This is a genomic window from Planktophila turicensis (SeqCode) (assembly GCF_965234405.1).
Taxonomy (GTDB): domain Bacteria; phylum Actinomycetota; class Actinomycetes; order Nanopelagicales; family Nanopelagicaceae; genus Planktophila; species Planktophila turicensis.
Window position 1 is genome coordinate 343,358 of sequence record NZ_OZ248346.1, and the last position, 18,622, is coordinate 361,979.

Sequence of the window (18,622 nt, forward strand, 5' to 3'; positions counted from 1 at the left end):
ATGCGACTACCTTGCAGTACTCGCGGGTAGATACGACCTGCGTCGAAGTTGAGGGAGCGTTCTAATTGGCTGAGTCCGTACTCAAGGAAGAGTCACAAGAGATTGTTCAGCGCACCCCAAAACAGATCGCTTGGGCGCGCTTTAAGCGCAACAAAGTTGGCGTTTATGCGGGATACACGACGATCTTCTTCTTGCTCTGTTCAATTCTTGCACCTCTTATTACACGCGCATTCGGAGTAGATAACACAACCATCTACGAAGGCGTTCTCGACGAATTCGCGATGCCTATTGGTAAATGGGGCGGCGTTTCATGGGATCACCCACTTGGCGTCGAACCAGGCGTCGGTCGCGACGTCTTCGCACTCCTTCTCTACGGTTCACAACTTTCATTCTTAGTAGCAGTCATTGCTACAACAGCATCAATCGGAATCGGAATGTTGATTGGAATTGCAACCGGTTACTTCAAGGGTCGTGTTGATTCAATCGTCGGACGTTTTGCAGATTTCCTTCTTTCTTTCCCAGGTACCTTCATGATCATCGCGCTCTCACTTCCATTGGTGCAGCGCGTTGAAGCAACCGGTATCGCACATGAAAATGCTGCGCGTATCTTGGTTTTGGTTATCTTCTTGGTCTTCTTTGGCTGGACAGGTTTTTACCGACTTATCCGTTCACAAGCTATGTCATTACGCGAACGTGATTTTGTTATGGCGGCGCAAGCAATGGGCGCTTCAAGCTGGCGCATCATTGTGAAGGAGATCCTTCCTAATCTTTGGCCAACAGCAATCGTCTTTACCTCGCTCTCGCTTCCTGCATATATCGCAGCAGAAGCAACCTTCTCCTTCTTGGGCGTTGGCGTACGACCACCAGCTTCAACATTCGGACTTGTGTTATCTGATGCCGTTGGTTACTGGCGTAACGACCCTGCATATCTTCTTATTCCATCAGTAATCCTGATTGCCATTGTGCTCTCGCTCAACCTATTGGGTGATGCGATCCGCGATGCACTCGATCCTAAAGCAGGACGATAGAAAGACCCTAGATTTCCCATAGCAATATGGGAAAGAAGCTTCAGTGAAGAGATATCTCGCGAGTTTCTCTTAATGAAGTTTCAACTCTGATTCACGACCCGTGGACCAGAACCGCTTCTACAAGGAGGACACATGTCCGGTTTGAAAACTAGCCGTCGCATCCTTGCTTCAACAGCTGCAATCGCACTTGCTGTTGGCGTAACAGTTGCTGCAGGCTCAAGTGCAAACGCTGCAGAAAAGCCAGTTACTGGCGGCACTTTGTACTTCATTACACATCAAGAGCAGTTTGACCACGTAGATCCAGCCCGTGTTTACACAGGCCGCGATATCGCGTTCTTCAACTCATACATCTACCGCAACTTGGTTTCATACAAGCCGGTCCCAGGATCAGCAGGTTCATCACTCGTTGCAGACCTTGCAACAAACACTGGTGTTCCATCAAACGCTGCTAAGACATGGAAGTTCACACTTCGTTCAGGCATCACATGGGAAGACGGCTCAGCTGTTACCTGTGCTGACGTCAAGTACGGTGTTTCACGTCCATTCGCTGGCGATGTAATCACAGATGGTCCTCAGTACCTCGTACAGGCACTCGATATCCCTAAGGATAAAGATGGCGCATCTGTATACAAGGGTCCTTACAAGAAGACCGGACAGGCTCAGTTCGATAAGGCAGTTTCTTGCTCAGGTAACACAATTACCTTCAAGCTAAACCGCTCATTTGCTGACTTCAACTACGCACTTACTTACCCAGCAGGTGCACCAGTTAAGGCTTCAAAGGACACTGGAGATAAGTACGACCTCAAGCCATTCGCTAACGGTCCATACAAGATCGCTTCATACAAGATCGGCGATCAGATGGAACTCGTACGTAACGCTGCTTGGAAGAAGTCTTCTGACGCAATCCGTACTCCATACCCAGATAACATCGTTGTTCGCTTCGGTCTAGCTGAAGATGTTCGCGATCAGATCATGCTCGAAGATCAGATCCCAAACACAGCTTCACTTGATTCACTACAGCCAGCAAACACACGTGCATTCTTCGCTGACCCAACAAAGAAGGCTCAGCGCTTTAACGTGTACGACCCATACGTTCGCTACTCAGCAATGAACGTTAAGAAGGGCAAGATGGACTGCCTCGACGTACGTAAGGCACTCTTCTTCTCAATCGATACACAGGCTCTCATCGACCTTTCAGGTGGACGTGAGTTCTACGGCGACCCAGGAGATAACCCTGTTAAGCCAGTTCTCGGTCTTGACTATGCAAAGACAAAGGGCAACATCCACGATCCAAACTGGAAGATCACTGGAAATGCAACATATGCAGCTTCATTGATGGCTAAGGCAAAGACCTCATGCCCAGATGCATACGCTCGCGCGACATCTGCTGACAAGGGAATCGTTTGGGATATTGCACAGTCTGCAACAAACGAGAAGGCATCTGTATTGATTCAGAATGCTGCAAAGGAAGCTGGCATTGTTGTGAAGTTCAACTTCATTCCATCAGGTCAGTACTACTCAACAGTTCTCAACAACGACAAGCAGAATGACATTTCAACTGCTGGTTGGGGAGCTGACTGGGCAAACGCATCAACAGTTATTCCTGAACTCTTCACAAAAGAGGGTGGATTTAACTTGGCTCAGAACTGGGATGATCCTGCATACGCAGCATTCAAGAAGAAGTCAGATGCAGCAAAGGTAGAAACAAACCGCACCAAGCAGGCAGCGATGTGGAAGGAACTTTCACAGTACGTTATGGATCAGTACTGGATCATCCGTCCTGTCTTCTCAAAGACCCAAGAAGTTTGGGGATCTAAGGTCGGCGGCGTGTACTACTGGGAGCCACAAGGTAACTTCGGCTTCGGACAGATGTACGTAAAGAACTAATTAATCTCTAGAGAAATCTAAAGTTAATTAGCTATTCGTAGCTGGTTGCGGGCGGTTCAGTAATGAGCCGCCCGCAACTCCACGAAATCAAGAATTTTTAATCGTTAATTTTTAGGAGATATAAAGATGTTGAAGTACTTAGCTCGACGATTGAGTGCGACCTTTGTGGTCCTTACTCTCGTCAGCATGTCTGTATTTGGCATCTTCGCAGTACTTCCGATGGATCCGGCAGCTCTTACCTGCGGCAAGGCATGTTCGCCTTCAGTAATCGAAGCTAACCGCCATCGTCTCGGACTCGATGTCCCAGTGCATGTGCAATATGGAAGATTTGTTAAAGGTTTAGTAGCAGGTCGCGAGTACGGCGATGGCGCAGCGAAGATTGAATGCCCAGCGCCAGCTTTCGGATATTCATTTAACCGTCACGAGTGCGTGACCACACTTATCAAGGAAGCATTCCCAGTAACACTTTCCATGGCCCTAGGCGCCTTTGTTCTCTGGATTTCGGTAGGTGTCAGCCTTGGAATTTTGGCGGCGCGAAGAAAGAACCAATGGCAAGATCGAGCGGCAACGGCCTTCGTCCTTGTCGGTACATCTCTTCCAACATTTATCTCAGGAATTCTGATTCTGCTCTTCGTCGCACTTAAATTTAATTTGATTAACCCCATCGAGTTGGGCCGCTGGGTCTCACCATATGAAGACCCTGTTGGTTGGTTTAAGACTTTTATTTTCCCATGCATCACGTTGGCACTTCTCTATGCTGCCAACTACACACGCTTTACCCGTTCGAATGTCATCGAGACTTCTTCTGAAGATTACATCCGTACTGCGCGCGCAAAGGGCTTACCTGAAGGTGAAATCTTGCGCAAGCACACACTTCGCGCAGCTCTTGCTCCAATCGTCACAATGGCCGGTCTAGATTTTGCTGGTTTGCTCGGAGGCGCAATCATTACTGAAAGTATCTTCAACTTACCTGGGCTCGGACGCCTATCAATTCGTGCCGTGCTCAATGATTATGACCTTCCAACAATTCTTGCCACAACTATCTTGGCTGCAACATTCGTTGTTGTCGCTAACTTGTTGGTGGATATCTTGTATGCCTATATCGATCCACGAGTGCGAGTTGCATCATGACCCAGAAGCCATTCCTCGAGGTTAAGAACCTCAACGTCGCATTTCCTACTGAAGATGGCCTCGTTCAGGCATCTAATGACATCTCATTTACCGTCGCACGTGGTGAAACCCTTGCGGTCGTAGGCGAATCCGGTTCAGGAAAGTCTGTTACTTCGTTGGCTGTTATGGGTCTACACGATCGCAAGCGCACTCAAATTACTGGCCAGGCATTTCTCAATCTCGAATCAGGCCCTGTCGATGTTATCTCTGCCGATGAAGAGGTAGTTCGTAAGCTGCGCGGCAAGGCGATGTCGATGATCTTCCAGGATCCAATGTCTGCTCTGCACCCTTATTACTCAATCGGCAACCAGCTCATCGAAGCGTGGTCTCTCTATAATGAGGGCGATAAGGCTGCCGGTAAGAAGCGCGCTATCGAGATGTTGGACCTCGTAGGAATTCCAGCTGCATCAAAGCGCGTCGATGAATTCCCACACCAATTCTCAGGCGGTATGCGCCAGCGCGTAATGATTGCGATGGCTTTGATTAACAATCCATCACTTCTTATCGCTGACGAACCAACGACAGCTCTCGATGTGACAGTTCAGTCACAGATTCTGCAACTCATCCGAGATATGCAGAAAGAGTTCAACATGGCTCTTATCTTGATTACTCACGATCTTGGCGTTGTTGCTGAAGTCGCTGACCGCGTCAACGTGATGTACGCAGGAAAGATTGTCGAAAGCGGCGGCGCAGAAGATATCTACTACCGCCCTGATCATCCTTATGCGATCGGTCTTCTCAACTCGATTCCAAAGATTGGCGAACTCGAATCAAAGCGTCTCGTTGCGATTCCTGGACAGCCACCATCACTGATCAATCTTCCTCAGGGTTGTTCATTCCGTGCACGTTGCTCATTCTCAGATCGCGTTCCTGGCAATCTCTGTGCAACAACAGCGCCAACTCTTGATCAAAAGACAACTGACCACTTCTCACGTTGCCACCTCTCAGAGGCTGAGCTCGTCAAGGCCCGTAAAGAAATCGGTGGCAACTAATGACTCATCCAATTCTTAAGATCGAAGGACTCCAGAAGCACTTCCCAACAACAACGGGTGGAGCATTCTCGAAGGTAAAAGGAAATGTTAAGGCAGTCGATGGCATCGACCTTGAAATTTACGCGGGCCAGACAATCGGCCTCGTCGGTGAATCAGGTTGCGGTAAGACCACAGCTGGTCGCACCATTTTGAAGTTATACGAACCAACGGGCGGCAAAATTACCTTCGACGGTCAGGACATCACCAATCTGACTCCGAAGCAGATGAAGCCACTTCGTTCACAGATGCAGATGATCTTCCAGGATCCATTCGCATCCCTTAATCCACGTCAGACTGTTGGAAGCCTTATCGGCGCAGCATTTGAAATTCAGAAGATCACTCCTGAAGGCGGAATTGAAGCTGAAGTTCAGCGCCTCATGGCTCGCGTGGGACTTAACCCTGAACATATCAACCGCTATCCACACGAATTCTCTGGCGGACAGCGCCAACGTATCGGCGTAGCTCGCGCGATTGCACTGAAGCCAAAACTGATCGTTGCTGACGAACCTGTATCGGCTCTCGATGTTTCTATTCAGGCACAGGTCGTTAACCTTCTTGAAGATCTGCAAGATGAATTCAATATGGCTTACATCTTCGTCGCTCACGATCTTTCAGTTGTTCAGCACATCTCAGATCGCGTGATTGTTATGTATCTCGGCAAGGTGATGGAAGAGGCAGATAAGGTCGATCTCTTTACTCACCCACGCCATCCATATACAAAGGCGTTGCTATCTGCAGTTCCTGTTGCAGATCCAATCAAGGGACGTAAGCGCGAACGCATTATTTTGCAGGGCGATCTTCCAAGCCCAGTAAATCCACCAGCAGGTTGCGTATTTAATACTCGCTGCTGGAAGGCGCAGGATAAGTGCCGCACAGAAGTCCCACAGTTGATGCAGATCGGCACCAATCACCGCATTGCATGCCACTTCCCCGAGGACTGAGAATTAAAAGCAAATAAGAAAGCCCCGACCAATTGGCCGGGGCTTTCTTATTTGCAATAACTAGTTAAGCGATCTTTCCATCTACCTGAACAGTTGATTCGCCGATGCGCACTGTCAGAGTAAGTGGTTCACCAGCTGCTGCTTGGCAACCTACGCCGTACTTGTAGCTAATTTCGCCGCCTGCCTTAAGAGCTTCAGTTGGGGCTCCGTTGATATCGAGGTCACCAAGGACGTCGAAGCAGACATTGGCACCTGATACAGCTTCGAGTGAGACTGTGGTGAAATCAAGTGGAGTTGAACCACCATTCTTGATGATCACATCGAATGAGTTAGAAGTCTTTGGCTTCTGATCGATATTTGTCATGAACTGTGTTGGCGTAAATCGAGTTGGAGCCGAGACAGTCACAAAGACGCCATTGCCAAGGTCGAGCGGTGAGTCGAAGCCGATTGTTGCTGTTGGGGCTTCTTCTTGGACGAGGGTTGAGGTATCTGCAGGGAGTTCAGGGCCGCTATTGGTCGCTGAGCGAAGGATTGCTCCACCGATAAGGACGACGACAGCGATGATGATCCACTGCTTACGAGAAAGTTTTTTCATGGTCGCGATTCTACCTTTACCAAATCCGTACGCGCTCTTTAGGCGCTAGCCAGAGCTCATCTTTTTCAGTAACTGCGAATGCGTCGTAGAACTCTTGGACGTTACGCACAATCTGGTTGCAGCGGAACTCATCAGGGGAGTGTGGGTCGATGGCGATACGGCGACGAACTTCTTCAGGACGGTTCTTATTGCGCCATGAATGCGCGTAAGAGAGGAAGAAGCGTTGATCGCCCGTAAATCCATCGATCACAGGGCTTTCGGCGCCCTTAAGGGCCAATTTATAGGCCTTATAGGCGATTGCAAGGCCACCAAGATCTCCGATGTTCTCACCCAGTGTGAAGGCGCCGTTCACGTGGATATCAGGTGTGCTTTCAGGTGAGAGCGCATCGAATTGCTTTACAAGAACGCTGGTGAGCTCTTCAAACTTTGCGCGGTCTTCATCTGTCCACCAATCGACCATGTTGCCATCACCGTCGTACTTAGAACCTTGATCATCGAAGCCGTGGCCAATTTCGTGGCCGATAGTTGCACCGATTCCGCCGTAGTTGGCAGCCATTTCAGCATCGAGGTCGAAGAATGGTGGCTGCAAGATTGCCGCCGGGAAGACGATCTCATTGGCGAGCGGGTTGTAATAGGCATTTACTGTCTGAGGGGTCATATGCCATTCGTCGCGATCGACAGGTGCGCCAATCTTTGCGATGGCATAGGCATGATCGAATTCAGCGATGCGCCAAAGGTTGCCGATCAAATCATCAGCAGAAATCTCAAGAGTTGAATAGTCGCGCCACTTATCGGGATAGCCGATTTTGGGAGTGAACTTCTTTAACTTCTCAAGAGCTTTCTCCTTGGTGACATCAGACATCCAGGGAAGTTCGAGAATGCTTAAGCGATATGCCTCGAGGAGGTAATCGACCAAGACCTTCATCTCTTCCTTGGCGCGTGCCGGGAAGTGCTTTTCAACATAGACCTTGCCGATTGCTTCACCGAGTGCGCCTTGAGTAACTGAGACTCCGCGCTTCCAGCGATCACGGATTTGAGGAGTGCCAGAAAGAGTCTTGGCGTAGAACTCGAAGTTCTGCTGGACGATGTCATCGGTTAAAAACGCAGCGCTCGCAGAGACGAGGTTGAGTTTGAGCCAGGCAACCCATGAATCGCGGTTGGCATCGAAGTTGGCGAACATCGCGGAAACTGATTCAAAGAAAGATGGTTCGCAGACAACCAGGGTCTCAAATGCCTTTGCTGGCACCTTGGCATTGGTTGCCCAGGTATCGAATAAGAAGTGTGGGGCAAGGGCTTCAAGCTCTGCGCGGCTGTACTTGTTATAGGTCAGCGTTGCATCGCGGTCCTTCACCTGATCCCAGTGGTGGGTAGCAATCTCGGTCTCGAGGGCCAAGATCTTTGTCGCAAGATCTGCGCCATTAGCGATTCCAACTAACGCACACATCTTGGTGAGGTGATCAATGAAGGCGGTGCGAATCGATGCGAATTGTTCTTCGCGGTAGTAAGACTCATCGGGCAGTGATAGCCCGCCCTGGCCGATGTACAAGATATTGGTATTGGAATCCATCGCATCGGGATAGATAGCTGCCCCAAAGATTCCGCCGATGCCGCGCATTTCAAGGCGGGCCATGACGGTAATGAATTCTTGAAGATTGGTGATGCCATCGATGGAGGCAAGGTCATCGACTATCGGTGAAATGCCACGAGCCTTGATGGCATCGGTATCCATAAATGATTTGTAGAGGTCACCGATCTTCTGAGCTTCACCGGTACCTGAAGATGTTTCAATAATCTGGCGAACTTGCTCTTCGGCTTCATCATGAAGTTTGCGGAAGATTCCATCGCTTGAGCGGTCTGCTGGCATCTCGTACTCGCGGACCCACTTGCCGTTGTAGTGGCGGAAGAGGTCATCTTGCGGGCGGACCAGCTGGTCGAGCGAAGCGGTATCGATTCCTGATGTGAGGCTCATGTCATCCAATTCGGTTGTATGAAAAGTAGTTGAAAGTTCAACATATTCTACTTCTGCCGTACACTTCTATGCATGGCAGGGCAAAACGCTACAACACCACGTTGGTTAAACCCTGCCGAAATGAAGGCTTGGCGCCGCTACATCATCGCTAGCCGCCGCTTACTTGAGGCCCTGGATTACGACCTCGATCACCACGAACTTTCGATGGCAGATTACGAAGTTTTGGCTCAGCTCAGTGATGCCCCAGAGCGGAAGATGCGTATGAGCGAATTGGCAGATGTCGCCATGCTCTCGAGGTCACGACTTTCACACAGAATCAAGGTGATGGAGAAGGCTGGCTGGGTAAAGCGCGAGGCCTGCCCCGACGATAAACGTGGCTACTTTGCGGTGATGACTGCCAAGGGTTGGAAGGCGATTGTGGCTGCAGCCCCAGACCATGTCGATAGCGTGCGCACTCGATTCTTAGATCATCTAACCAAGGAAGATCAACGAGTTCTTGCTGAAATTTTTGAACGCGTTACAGATTCATTGAAAGAGAATCCAATCGAGGAATAAACTCTAGAAGATTAGTTTTAATTCTTAACCGTATATTTCTTGCAATAAAAAACCCCGCCAGTTACCTGGCGGGGTTTTTTATAAGAGGTTAAATTACTTAGCCTTCTTAGCTGCCTTCTTACGACGCTTTGGAGCAGCCTTCTTTGCAGCTGGCTTAGCAGCTGCCTTCTTGCGCTTTGGAGCAGTCTTCTTTGCAGCCTTCTTTGCAGCTGGCTTAGCAGCCTTCTTACGACGCTTCTTTGGAGCAGCAACTGTTGCAGCTGCAGCCTTCTTCTTGCGACGCTTTGGAGCAGCCTTCTTAGCAGCTGGCTTTGCAGCAGCTGCCTTCTTGCGCTTTGGAGCAGCCTTCTTAGCTGCTGCCTTCTTACGGCGCTTTGGAGCTGCCTTCTTTGCAGCTGGCTTAGCAGCTGCCTTCTTGCGCTTTGGAGCTGCCTTCTTCGCAGCTGCCTTCTTACGACGCTTTGGTGCAGCTGCCTTTACAGCAGCCTTCTTACGACGCTTTGGTGCAGCTGGCTTAGCAGCTGCCTTCTTGCGCTTTGGAGCAGATTTCTTAGCTGCAGCCATGTGTTTATCTCCTAATCGGAAGGGTTCGGATCCGTCACCCAAACCTGTTTCGTGGATAAGTGTGACGGAATATAGAAAAAAATGCCACTACATAGTGAGAAATTTCGCAGTGCGTGTCGCTAATTATTTTTTTATTTTTAATGTGCTCTTTCGCATTTTCAATAACTTATTTTCTAAATTTTTAATAAAAATCTGGCGAAAAAGTTAAATATTCGATTGAGAGTTAGGAATTTTCCCGATTTTTACGAATTTCTCGCTCTCGAACGGCAAATTCGTTCGTTTCGACGTCGTATTTCCACATTTTCGGCAAGAAAATTGCCAAAAATCCGACCACAACGACGCACATCAGCCCTCCGGAAGTTACCGAAAAGGACAAGCTGGTAGCTGCAGCCATTGATGCGGCGCGAAGTTGTCCCGCCAATGGACCAACCGAATAGGAAAGAAGTTCGATTCCAGCAAGCCGTCCGCGGAAGTTATCGGGGATGGTTTGGTTCCAAATATTTCCGCGGAAGAGGGCGCTGACCATGTCGAAGGCTCCGGCAATTGTTAAGAAGATCAGAACGAGGATCAATGAATTGCTCAACCCCGCAGCGGCAACTGCCAGACCCCAACCCATCGCCGCCAGAATCACGGCCCGACCGTGGAATCGGTAGGTGCGAGTCCATCCGGAAGTCAGTGTGATGAAGACCGAGCCGACGGTTATTGAGGCATAGAAAAATCCGAGCGCCCAAGGAGCATTTAATTCATCAGCCCAGAATGGATACAGCGCCATCGGCATTGCAAGTGTCATTGCAGCGAGATCAATTATGTAGGTACCCAATAAATCTTGGCGTTTAAATGCATATTTCACACCATCTAATAACGCTGCCAGAGATGGCTTTTCGGCCTCTTTTGAAGGCGGAATAGATCGCACTCGCGAGAGGAAAAATAATGAAAGCAAATATGTTCCGATGTCGACAACGAATCCTGCACTTACTGACATCGTTGAGAAGATAACTCCACCAAGTGTTGGACCAACAATGACGCCGAGCTGCCAACGCAAACTTAAGAGCGCACTTGCCGCCGGCAGATCTTCATGGCTGACAAGACGAGGCAACATCGCATCCATTGATGGGCGCTGCAATCCATCGACCACGGCAAAGAAGGCGGCGACGAGATAAATGATGAATGTCTTGGGGCTGCCCATGAGCGAATTTCCAAGGAGGACGAGGACCAATACAAGAGCGCCGGCTTCAGTCGCCCAGACCATCTTCTTGCGATCGACTGAATCGGCTAGAACTCCGCCATACAGTCCGAAGATGATTAGTGGAACGATTTCAACGACACCTAAGAGTCCGACCGCTAGATAGGAACCGGTGAGCTCTTTAAGTTGGAATGGCAACGCGACATAGGTAATCATCGATCCGAAGTACGAAATGAGCCCCGCAGTCCAGAGATTTCGGAAATCCGGGTATTTCTTTAGCGGAGTTAGGTCGATTGCGAACTTTGCCATCTGAGAAAACTAGTGGAAAGTCTCTCTTTCGGTTGGGAACGTTCCGGATCGAACTTCCTCCGCGAATTCTTGGGTGGCGGCTAGTAATTCGGCGCGCATATTTCGGTATGCCTTGGCCAACTTTGGGGGATTGGCGGTGAAGCCAGCCATATCTGTCCAGACAAGAACCTGAGCATCGCAATTACTTCCGGCGCCGATTCCAATCGTTGGAATAGAAAGGGCAGAAGTAATTCGCGCCGCTAAATCGGCAGGGACTAGCTCTAGAACAATGGCAAATGCGCCAGCTTTTTCGAGGGCGAGCGCCGCTTCCAAAATTGCATCTCCATCGGTGCGACCCTGCACGCGATAGCCACCTAGTTGATGAAGTGATTGCGGAGTAAGGCCCAAATGGCCCATGACAGGAATGCCGGCGGAAGTTAATTTCTCAACTGTTGCAAGGTGGGCACCTTCTAGCTTTACCGCCATTGCACCTGACTCTTTAAAGAAACGAATTGAAGTAGCAAGTGCTTGTTCAGGAGAAGATTCATAAGAACCAAAGGGAAGGTCTGCGATAACTAGGGCGCGCTTTGAGCCGCGAACAACTGCGCGGGTCAGCGGAATCAGATCATCGACAGTGACGGGGATGGTGTTCTCTTCCCCTAAGAAATTATTGCCGGCGCTATCTCCAACTAATAGGACAGGGATACCGGCCTCATCGAAGATCGATGCCGTCATCTGCTCATAGCTGGTGAGCATCGCCCATTTCTCGCCGCGCTCTTTGGCAGCGCGCAGGTCGAGGATGGTCACGCGTCGGTGGGATGCACCGCCATAAAGGGTCGTTGAAGTACTCATTTTTATCTCCTGCCTCGAAGCCTCATGCGAGGTCCCCGGGTCTTCCATCAAATGGTACTCCCGTTACTCTTGAACTATGAAGTTGCGATTGGCGCTAGCTCAAATCAACCCCACGGTCGGTGACCTGGCGGGTAATGCTGCGCTGATTAAGCAATCAGTAGATCAGGCAGTAGGTGCGGGTGCGCATATCGCGATCTTCCCCGAGATGGTTCTGACTGGATATCCCGTTGAAGATTTAGCGCTCCGTCCTTCGTTTCAAATAGCGAGCAAGACAGCTCTCTTGGCGCTCGCTTCTCAATTAGATAAGAGCATCGTTTCTATCGTTGGTTACCTAGACCAGGTCGATGGCAAGCCCCAGAACATGGTCGCTGTTATTGCAGGTGGAGAAGTAAAGGCGCGTTATGCCAAGTGCCACTTGCCTAACTACGGCGTATTCGATGAATTCCGAAATTTTGTAGCGGGGGATTCAACACTTGTTGTTCGCATCCACGGCGTCGATGTCGGAATCGCAATCTGTGAAGACCTCTGGATTGATGGCGGAATCACCTCACAGCTTGCAGCCCGCACACCAGGGCTCGTCATCGTTCCTAATGGTTCACCGTATGAACGCGCAAAAGATGACGTTCGTTTAAGCCTTGTTACCAAACGCGCTCGCGAGGCTAAGGCGCCACTTGCCTACGTCAATATGACCGGCGGCCAAGATGATTTAGTTTTCGATGGCGACAGCATCGTTGTGAATGCAGAAGGTGCGGTCATTGCACGCGCTCCTCAATTTGAAGATGGCGTCATGATTGTTGATGTTGAAGCTGCGACTGGCACATCAAAGCCTGATGTCATCATCTCTGACGATGCAGTCGAAATCGCAAAGCCTTCTATTCCTGGGATCGCGCATCGCTTGGGTGATGAAGAAGAGATGTGGAACGCCATCGTTGTAGGCCTTCGCGATTACGTCATTAAGAATGGTTTCAAGTCAGTACTCGTTGGGCTTTCTGGCGGAATCGATTCCGCACTCGTTGCAGCTCTTGCCGTTGACGCACTTGGTCCAGACCGCGTCTTTGGTGTGGGCATGCCAAGTAAGTATTCATCTGATCATTCAATTGCCGATGCCGAAGCGATGGCTGCACATACCGGCCTAGCTTTTCGCATCGTTGAGATTCAGAAGATGGTCGATGCCTTCCGTGATCAGGTAGAGCTGACTGGTCTTGCTGAAGAAAATTTGCAGGCGCGTGTTCGCGGAACAACGCTGATGGGTCTTTCTAATCAAGAGGGTCACTTGGTTTTGGCAACAGGAAATAAATCAGAGCTTGCCTGCGGATATTCAACGTTATATGGCGATGCCGTCGGTGGGTATGCGCCGATTAAAGATATTTACAAGACCGATGTCTGGGCGCTATCTCGTTGGCGCAATCAGGTGGCAAAAGAAGCTGGTGAAGTTCCGCCGATTCCAGAGAACTCAATTACCAAAGAGCCATCTGCTGAATTGCGTCCAGATCAGAAGGACTCTGATTCACTTCCTGAATATGAAATTCTCGATCAGGTGCTGAAGGCATATGTCGATGATGACCTAGGGCGTGATGCGCTAATTGCGGCTGGCTTTGATAAAGATTTGGTCATGCGAGTAATCGCGATGGTCGATAAGGCTGAATACAAGCGTCGCCAATATCCGCCTGGCACCAAGGTTTCTAAGCGTGCCTTTGGCAAGGATCGACGCCTGCCAATGACCAGCAAGTGGCGCGAACTCTAATTTTGTAACACAGCCGTAACTTCGCTTTGGCACGATGGGGCGCATGTCCCCAAGTGAAAACATGAGCAAGCAGCAAGAGTTTGTCCTTCGCACCATCGAAGAGCGCGATATCCGTTTTATCCGTTTGTGGTTTACAGACATTCTCGGAACTCTTAAATCTGTAGCGATTGCACCTGCTGAAATTGATAGTGCTTTTGAAGAAGGCATTGGCTTTGACGGTTCTGCGATTCAAGGATTCGCTCGCGAATTTGAATCCGATATGTTGGCAAAGCCAGATCCATCAACTTTCACCATCTTGCCGTGGCGCGCTGAAGCACAAGGTGCTGCACGTATGTTCTGCGATATCACTTTGCCGAGCGGTGAAGCATCTCCTGCAGACCCACGCAATGTTCTTCGTCGCACATTAGATAAGGCAGCGAAGATGGGATACACCTGTTACACCCACCCAGAAATTGAATTCTTCCTCTTTAAATCACAACCAGAAAAAGGCGTTGCACCAGTTCCTGTAGATCAAGGTGGCTACTTCGATCACACGCCTGCTGTTGTAGGACATGACTTCCGTCGCCAAGCAATCACGTTGCTGGAAGCGATGGGCGTCTCTGTTGAATTTAGCCACCATGAAGGCGCTCCTGGTCAGCAGGAAATTGATCTTCGTTATGCAGATGCCTTGAGCACTGCCGATAACATCATGACTTTCCGCCATGTCATTAAAGAAGTTGCACTGAACCAAGGATTCTTTGCATCCTTTATGCCAAAGCCATTTACCGAACATCCTGGCTCTGGAATGCACACGCACGTTTCGCTCTTTGAGGGCGAGAAGAATGCTTTCTATGACGATAAGGCAGAGCTCAATCTTTCAACTGTCGGTCGTCAATTTATTGCCGGCATCTTGAAGCACGCTGCTGAAATCACAGCCGTCACCAACCAGTGGGTCAACTCTTATAAGCGCCTGCAAGGTGGGGGAGAAGCTCCATCGATTATTAACTGGGGCCATAACGATCGCGGCGCACTTGTACGTATTCCTATGTATAAGCCAAATAAAGAGAACTCAACTCGTATCGAATTCCGCTCACCGGATTCTGCATGTAATCCATACCTTGCCTATGCAGTGATGATTGCAGCTGGCCTTAAGGGAATTGAGAAGAAGTATGTTCTCGAACCATCAACGGATAACCAACTTCTTCCGTCAAACCTGGAAGAAGCGATCTTGGTGATGGAGAAGAGCGAACTTGTCCGCGAGACTCTGGGCGAGCACGTCTTCGATTACTTCCTTCGCAATAAGCGTGCAGAGTGGCAGGACTATCGCCGCCAGGTCAGCGCCTACGAATTAGATCGCTATTTACCTGTCCTTTAACAGGGAATCGTGAGGAGTTCTTTGTAGCCTTGTCCTATGGCTAAAGAAATCAACGCAGGATCTATTCGTCGCTACAACCTTATTGCTGGCTTCTTTCATCTTGTTCAGATGATCACAGTGCTTGCGCTAGCAAATGACTTCACGCTACCGATTGTTGCGCGTTACATGGCAGGACCTCCAGGAAGCGTCTTTGCTGAGCCCGTTACTTTGCTCGAAGCGCCAATCGGTCTAACCGTTGCAATATTTCTTGGTCTCTCAGCTTTCTTCCACTTCCTTGTAGCAAGCCCACAATTCTTTGGTCGCTATAGCGCAGGGTTAGCGGCACAACGCAATTACTTCCGCTGGGTTGAGTACTCCTTGAGTTCATCAGTAATGATAGTTCTGATCGCTCTGATTACAGGCGTATCTGATGTTGTCGCTGTCATCGCACTCTTCGGTGTTAACGCTTCAATGATTTTATTTGGATGGTTACAAGAGAAGTATGAGCAGCCAGGAAATGGTGGATGGCTTCCTTATATCTTCGGATGTATCGCGGGCGCTGTTCCATGGCTTGCGCTCTTGTTCTACGTTCTTGCAATTGGTGGTCCAGGAGATACCAAGGCGCCAGCGTTTGTTTATGGAATCGTCTTCTCAATCTTCATTCTCTTCAACACTTTCGCCATCGTGCAGTATCTGCAATATAAAAAAGTTGGCAAGTGGTCGGATTACATTCGCGGTGAGAAGACCTATATAACGCTCTCACTCGTTGCTAAATCGGCCCTTGCTTGGCAGATCTTCTCTGGCACCTTGATTCCTCAGTAGAACTCGGGTTATCCTTAAGCCATCATGAAGCTCCGCGGACTCCTCCTTATCCGCCGTAGCGAGGCCTAAGGTCCGAAACTTTCGAGTTTCGGCCCGTAAAGAAAGACCGGTCTCCTCGCTGCGGAGTTTGGTGTTGCCGGTAAACACCGCAGGTAAACCAAACAAATAAGGAGCAGTTAAATGAATTTCCCAAAGCAAACGCCTTCAAAGATGCCGGTGCATCGTTATTCACCATTTATCCCTGTAGAACTTGAAGATCGCACCTGGCCAAGCAAGAAGATGACCAAGGCCCCACAGTGGTGTTCAGTCGATCTTCGCGATGGCAACCAAGCGCTTATCGACCCAATGGATACGCCCCGTAAGCTTGCAATGTTTAAGTTGCTCGTTGCAATGGGTTACAAAGAGATTGAAGTGGGTTTTCCTTCAGCATCTCAGACAGATTTCGACTTTGTTCGAAAGATCATTGATGAGGATTTGATTCCTGATGATGTCATCATCCAGGTTCTGACCCAGGCTCGCGAACCGCTCATCCGTCGCACCTATGAAGCCATCAAGGGTTCTAAGCAGGCAATCGTTCACCTTTACAACTCGACATCTACTTTGCAGCGCCGTGTTGTATTCGGCCTTGATAAAGATGGCATCAAGAAGATTGCAACAGATGCGGCTCAACTCTGCCTTGATTTAATGGCAACAGTTCCTGAGACCAAGGTTTCATTTGAATATTCACCAGAGTCATATACCGGCACGGAACTCGAATTCGCTGTCGAGGTATGTAATGCGGTCAATGATGTTTGGAAGCCAACGCCACAGTGGAAGACCATCATGAATCTTCCGGCAACTGTTGAAATGGCAACGCCAAATGTTTATGCCGATTCCATCGAATGGATGTGCCGCAATCTCAAAAACCGCGAGAGCGTGATTGTTTCGCTACACCCACATAACGATCGCGGAACAGGCGTTGCAGCGGCAGAACTTGGCTACTTAGCTGGTGCTGATCGCATTGAAGGAACTCTGTTCGGTAACGGAGAACGCACTGGAAACGTATGCCTTGTCACTCTTGGCATGAATATGGTTTCTCACGGAATTGATCCACATATCGATTTCAGCGATATCGATGAGATTCGCCGTACTGTCGAATACGGAAACCAACTCCGTGTTCCAGAACGCCACCCATACGGTGGAGACCTTGTCTTTACAGCTTTCTCTGGTTCACATCAGGATGCCATTAAGAAGGGCTTCGAACATCTCGAGCGCGATGCAAAGGCTGCAGGAAATACTGTCGATAACCACACTTGGGCAGTTCCATACCTTCCAATCGATCCTAAAGATATTGGTCGCTCATACGAAGCAGTGATTCGCGTGAATTCACAATCAGGTAAGGGCGGAGTCGCATACTTGATGAAGAACGAGCACCATCTCGATCTTCCACGTCGCCACCAGATTGAATTCTCGAAGATTGTTCAGGCAAAGACAGATAACGAAGGTGGCGAAGTAACTGCAGAGCAGCTGTGGCACATCTTCGAAGATGAGTATCTGCCAACAGATTCAGCACCGTGGGGTCGTTTCCGACTTAAGGGAATGTCACAAGTTTCTGTGATGGGTGAAGATGTTCAGCTCACTGTGAAGATGACAGATCGTGGAGAAGCGGTTGAGTTAGCCGGAACAGGTAACGGACCAATCGCAGCGTTCTGCCATATCTTGCAGAACTACGGCGTCGATGTGCGCGTTCTCGATTTCCACGAGCATGCACTCTCATCAGGAGGCGATGCATCTGCTGCTGCCTACCTTGAGTGTGCGATTGCAGGAGATGTCTTCTGGGGAGTCGGAATCGACCCTAATACAACGACTGCTTCTCTTAAAGCGGTCGTGTCTGCAATCAATCGCGCTATTCGCTAACTATCGTACGCAGTATGTCTGCGCCTCAAACAAAGCTCTATCGCGATGAGGCAATCATTCTGCGCACGCAGAAGTTAGGCGAAGCAGATCGCATCATTACTCTGCTCACCAAAGAGCATGGCCGTATTCGCGGTGTAGCAAAAGGCGTTCGTCGTACTATGTCGAAGTTTGGCGCACGCCTTGAACCGGGCAGCCATGTCGATATCCAGATGCATGCCGGCAAGACTTTTGACACCATCACCCAAGTTGAAGCGATTATGAATTACGGCGAAGCGCTCACTGAGGATTACCAGCGCTGGACAATTGCTCACGCAATTCTTGAAACAGCAGAGCGCTTCACTCAACAAGAAGAAGAGCCAGCTGCGCAAGAGTTTCATCTCGTTGTCGGAGGCATGAAAGCACTCGCAGAAAACCGCTACGACTCATCTCTCATCCTTGATGCATTCTTGCTTCGATCGCTTTCCATTGGTGGATACGAGCCATCGATGACTGCATGTTCTCGCTGCGAAAAGCCAGGACCTCACCGTTACTTCTCATTGGTCGGCGGCGGATCTGTCTGTATGGATTGCCGCCCATCTGCATCAGCAACGGCTTCTAGTGAAGCTCTTGAATTAATGCAGGCTCTACTTAAAGGCGATTGGGATACGGCAGAAAAAAGCGAACCAAGACATCGCCGAGAGGCTAGTGGTTTGGTAACTGCTTACCTACAATGGCACCTTGAACGCGGACTACGAAGTTTGCCGATGGTTGAGAGGGCTTAGTTA

At 49.5% G+C, this 18,622-nt stretch carries 16 protein-coding genes; 11 read left to right on the forward strand and 5 right to left on the reverse strand.

Translation table 11 applies throughout. The features are described 5' to 3' along the window. The first annotated feature begins 65 nt into the window (after positions 1–65). The 5 genes from AC8GFK_RS01755 to AC8GFK_RS01775 all read left to right on the forward strand — a co-directional run bounded on the left by AC8GFK_RS01755 (position 66) and on the right by AC8GFK_RS01775 (position 6,057). Entirely contained in the window at positions 66–1,028 is a 963-nt protein-coding gene (locus AC8GFK_RS01755; protein ID WP_095673216.1) for an ABC transporter permease, read from the forward strand. A 132-nt stretch (positions 1,029–1,160) separates the two neighbouring features. Then, positions 1,161–2,915, forward strand: a complete 1,755-nt coding sequence (locus tag AC8GFK_RS01760; protein WP_506625488.1) for an ABC transporter substrate-binding protein — start codon at positions 1,161–1,163, stop codon at positions 2,913–2,915. 126 nt (positions 2,916–3,041) lie between these two features. Further along, entirely contained in the window at positions 3,042–4,046 is a 1,005-nt protein-coding gene (locus tag AC8GFK_RS01765; protein WP_506625489.1) for an ABC transporter permease, read from the forward strand. After that, positions 4,043–5,077, forward strand: a complete 1,035-nt coding sequence (locus AC8GFK_RS01770; RefSeq protein ID WP_506625490.1) for an ABC transporter ATP-binding protein — start codon at positions 4,043–4,045, stop codon at positions 5,075–5,077. Before AC8GFK_RS01765 ends, AC8GFK_RS01770 begins: the two co-directional genes overlap by 4 nt. Then, positions 5,077–6,057, forward strand: a complete 981-nt coding sequence (locus AC8GFK_RS01775) for an ABC transporter ATP-binding protein (RefSeq protein ID WP_506625491.1) — start codon at positions 5,077–5,079, stop codon at positions 6,055–6,057. Before AC8GFK_RS01770 ends, AC8GFK_RS01775 begins: the two co-directional genes overlap by 1 nt. A gap of 64 nt (positions 6,058–6,121) precedes the next feature. On the opposite strand, the gene AC8GFK_RS01780 is transcribed toward AC8GFK_RS01775, so the two are convergent. Continuing rightward, positions 6,122–6,652 (reverse strand): hypothetical protein, encoded by a 531-nt coding sequence (locus AC8GFK_RS01780; RefSeq protein ID WP_506625492.1) that lies wholly within the window; start codon positions 6,650–6,652, stop codon positions 6,122–6,124. A 16-nt stretch (positions 6,653–6,668) separates the two neighbouring features. Continuing rightward, positions 6,669–8,621, reverse strand: a complete 1,953-nt coding sequence (locus AC8GFK_RS01785; RefSeq protein ID WP_506625493.1) for a M13 family metallopeptidase — start codon at positions 8,619–8,621, stop codon at positions 6,669–6,671. A gap of 72 nt (positions 8,622–8,693) precedes the next feature. On the opposite strand from AC8GFK_RS01785, the gene AC8GFK_RS01790 reads away from it, so the two are divergent. Next, positions 8,694–9,176, forward strand: coding sequence for a MarR family winged helix-turn-helix transcriptional regulator (locus AC8GFK_RS01790; RefSeq protein WP_095673223.1), 483 nt, complete (start codon positions 8,694–8,696; stop codon positions 9,174–9,176). A 93-nt stretch (positions 9,177–9,269) separates the two neighbouring features. On the opposite strand, the gene AC8GFK_RS01795 is transcribed toward AC8GFK_RS01790, so the two are convergent. From AC8GFK_RS01795 to panB, 3 genes are all read right to left on the reverse strand, one after another. Continuing rightward, entirely contained in the window at positions 9,270–9,740 is a 471-nt protein-coding gene (locus tag AC8GFK_RS01795; protein WP_506625494.1) for a hypothetical protein, read from the reverse strand. 223 nt (positions 9,741–9,963) lie between these two features. Next, the gene (locus tag AC8GFK_RS01800) at positions 9,964–11,232 is read right to left on the reverse strand and encodes an MFS transporter (RefSeq protein WP_506625495.1); all 1,269 of its coding nucleotides are present in this window, start codon (positions 11,230–11,232) and stop codon (positions 9,964–9,966) included. A 9-nt stretch (positions 11,233–11,241) separates the two neighbouring features. Continuing rightward, the gene (gene panB, locus AC8GFK_RS01805) at positions 11,242–12,063 is read right to left on the reverse strand and encodes a 3-methyl-2-oxobutanoate hydroxymethyltransferase (protein ID WP_506625496.1); all 822 of its coding nucleotides are present in this window, start codon (positions 12,061–12,063) and stop codon (positions 11,242–11,244) included. 76 nt (positions 12,064–12,139) lie between these two features. On the opposite strand from panB, the gene AC8GFK_RS01810 reads away from it, so the two are divergent. The 5 genes from AC8GFK_RS01810 to recO all read left to right on the forward strand — a co-directional run bounded on the left by AC8GFK_RS01810 (position 12,140) and on the right by recO (position 18,619). After that, complete coding sequence (locus AC8GFK_RS01810) at positions 12,140–13,807, forward strand: NAD+ synthase (RefSeq protein WP_506625497.1); 1,668 nt, start codon at positions 12,140–12,142, stop codon at positions 13,805–13,807. 61 nt (positions 13,808–13,868) lie between these two features. Then, positions 13,869–15,161, forward strand: coding sequence for a glutamine synthetase family protein (locus AC8GFK_RS01815; protein WP_506625773.1), 1,293 nt, complete (start codon positions 13,869–13,871; stop codon positions 15,159–15,161). Positions 15,162–15,197: 36 nt separating this feature from the next. Then, on the forward strand, positions 15,198–15,962 hold the full coding sequence (gene heR / locus AC8GFK_RS01820; protein ID WP_506625498.1) for a heliorhodopsin HeR: 765 nt from the start codon (positions 15,198–15,200) through the stop codon (positions 15,960–15,962). A gap of 180 nt (positions 15,963–16,142) precedes the next feature. Further along, positions 16,143–17,858 (forward strand): 2-isopropylmalate synthase, encoded by a 1,716-nt coding sequence (leuA, locus tag AC8GFK_RS01825; protein WP_506625499.1) that lies wholly within the window; start codon positions 16,143–16,145, stop codon positions 17,856–17,858. 14 nt (positions 17,859–17,872) lie between these two features. Then, positions 17,873–18,619, forward strand: a complete 747-nt coding sequence (gene recO, locus AC8GFK_RS01830; RefSeq protein WP_095673231.1) for a DNA repair protein RecO — start codon at positions 17,873–17,875, stop codon at positions 18,617–18,619. Positions 18,620–18,622: the final 3 nt, after the last annotated feature.

What these genes read in the sequence shown, in the direction of transcription:
- AC8GFK_RS01760 (WP_506625488.1), top strand. Translation starts at nt 1,161, where the DNA reads ATGTCCGGTTTGAAAACTAGCCGTCGCATCCTTGCTTCAACAGCTGCA.
- AC8GFK_RS01765 (WP_506625489.1), top strand. Translation starts at nt 3,042, where the DNA reads ATGTTGAAGTACTTAGCTCGACGATTGAGTGCGACCTTTGTGGTCCTT.
- AC8GFK_RS01770 (WP_506625490.1), top strand. Translation starts at nt 4,043, where the DNA reads ATGACCCAGAAGCCATTCCTCGAGGTTAAGAACCTCAACGTCGCATTT.
- AC8GFK_RS01775 (WP_506625491.1), top strand. Translation starts at nt 5,077, where the DNA reads ATGACTCATCCAATTCTTAAGATCGAAGGACTCCAGAAGCACTTCCCA.
- AC8GFK_RS01780 (WP_506625492.1), bottom strand. Translation starts at nt 6,652, where the DNA reads ATGAAAAAACTTTCTCGTAAGCAGTGGATCATCATCGCTGTCGTCGTC.
- AC8GFK_RS01785 (WP_506625493.1), bottom strand. Translation starts at nt 8,621, where the DNA reads ATGAGCCTCACATCAGGAATCGATACCGCTTCGCTCGACCAGCTGGTC.
- AC8GFK_RS01790 (WP_095673223.1), top strand. Translation starts at nt 8,694, where the DNA reads ATGGCAGGGCAAAACGCTACAACACCACGTTGGTTAAACCCTGCCGAA.
- AC8GFK_RS01795 (WP_506625494.1), bottom strand. Translation starts at nt 9,740, where the DNA reads ATGGCTGCAGCTAAGAAATCTGCTCCAAAGCGCAAGAAGGCAGCTGCT.
- AC8GFK_RS01800 (WP_506625495.1), bottom strand. Translation starts at nt 11,232, where the DNA reads ATGGCAAAGTTCGCAATCGACCTAACTCCGCTAAAGAAATACCCGGAT.
- panB (WP_506625496.1), bottom strand. Translation starts at nt 12,063, where the DNA reads ATGAGTACTTCAACGACCCTTTATGGCGGTGCATCCCACCGACGCGTG.
- AC8GFK_RS01810 (WP_506625497.1), top strand. Translation starts at nt 12,140, where the DNA reads ATGAAGTTGCGATTGGCGCTAGCTCAAATCAACCCCACGGTCGGTGAC.
- AC8GFK_RS01815 (WP_506625773.1), top strand. Translation starts at nt 13,869, where the DNA reads ATGAGCAAGCAGCAAGAGTTTGTCCTTCGCACCATCGAAGAGCGCGAT.
- heR (WP_506625498.1), top strand. Translation starts at nt 15,198, where the DNA reads ATGGCTAAAGAAATCAACGCAGGATCTATTCGTCGCTACAACCTTATT.
- leuA (WP_506625499.1), top strand. Translation starts at nt 16,143, where the DNA reads ATGAATTTCCCAAAGCAAACGCCTTCAAAGATGCCGGTGCATCGTTAT.
- recO (WP_095673231.1), top strand. Translation starts at nt 17,873, where the DNA reads ATGTCTGCGCCTCAAACAAAGCTCTATCGCGATGAGGCAATCATTCTG.